The 1,174-nt window shown below is 71.6% G+C and carries 2 protein-coding genes; both read right to left on the reverse strand.

The annotated features are described in order from the left end of the window. The coding region (locus LXN57_RS47700; RefSeq protein ID WP_251804963.1) for an NAD(P)(+) transhydrogenase (Re/Si-specific) subunit beta at nt 1–893 on the reverse strand (893 nt) is incomplete at its 3' end. Continuing rightward, a partial coding sequence (locus LXN57_RS47705; RefSeq protein WP_251804964.1) for an NAD(P) transhydrogenase subunit alpha part 2 occupies nt 890–1,174 on the reverse strand: 285 nt, incomplete at its 5' end. The genes LXN57_RS47705 and LXN57_RS47700, both read right to left, overlap by 4 nt.

The raw sequence follows: 1,174 nt of genomic DNA on the forward strand, positions 1-1,174 counted from the left end.
GCGTCGTCGGCGGTGATCTCACGGACCGGCAACGACCCCGGCCCGGGCCCGGCTGTGGCTGTGATGGTGTCGCCGGTGCCGTAGCCGCCGGCGATGATCGCGGTGATCGGCCGGTTCATGGCGTCGGCCATCAGTTTGGTCAGGATCGCTCCGGCTGCGCCGACCAGCGCGCCGGCGATGATCAGCGGGGTGCTGCCGAGGACGAACCCGGCCATGGCCACGGCGGTGCCGGTGCACGCGTTGAGCAGGGAGATGACCACCGGCATGTCGGCGCCGCCGATGGGCAGGGTGAGTAGCACCCCGGCGGTCAGGGCGGCGGCGGCTGCGCCCCACAGCGCCGGGGCTCCGCTGTTGAACCCGACGACGAGCACCGCCATGACCGCGGCGACGGCCGCGAGCCCGGCCGCGATCAGCCGGCCGTAGCGGATGATGATGGGCCGTCCCGGCACCCGGCCGGCCAGTTTGCCGGAGGCGATCAGCGAGCCGCTGAAGGTGAGCGCGCCGATCAGCACGTCGAGCACGCCGGTCACTTCGGCCTGGGTGGAGGCCGGGTGTTCGCCGAGCGCGATCAGCGCCGCGGCGCCGCCACCGACCGCGTTGAACAGTGACACCAGCTGCGGCATGGCGGTCATCCGCACCCGGCGGGCCGCGACCAGCCCGGCTACCGCGCCGCCGGCTGTGCCGAGGCCGAGCGTCCAGGCCGCGTACGCGGTGATCTGCCCGCCCTCGGCCAGCACCACGACCGTGGTCGCGAGGGCCAGGCCCATACCGGCCGCCGACACCTGGTTACCGCGCCGGGCCGTGGCGGGCGCGTTCATCAGGTGCAGACCGATCACGAACGCGGTGGCGCAGGCCAGGTAGACCAGGTGGACGATCGTGTCGAAGGCGCTCACGACCGGCTCCGGAACATGGCCAGCATGCGGTCGGTGACAAGGTAGCCGCCGGCCACGTTCATCGCGGCGAAGAAAGCCGCCACGGCCAGCAACGCATACCCGGCCGGAGTCGAGATGCTCGCGGCCAGCAGCATCACCCCGACCAGCACCACCCCATGGATGGCGTTGGCCCCGGACATCAACGGCGTGTGCAAGGTGGCCGGCACCTTACTGATCACCTCGAAACCGACCAGCAACCCGAGCGTGAAAACAGTCAGATCGGCCAGCAGCAGCGGACTCAT

The sequence above is a fragment of the Paractinoplanes hotanensis genome (genome assembly GCF_023717965.1).
GTDB lineage: Bacteria > Actinomycetota > Actinomycetes > Mycobacteriales > Micromonosporaceae > Actinoplanes > Actinoplanes polyasparticus.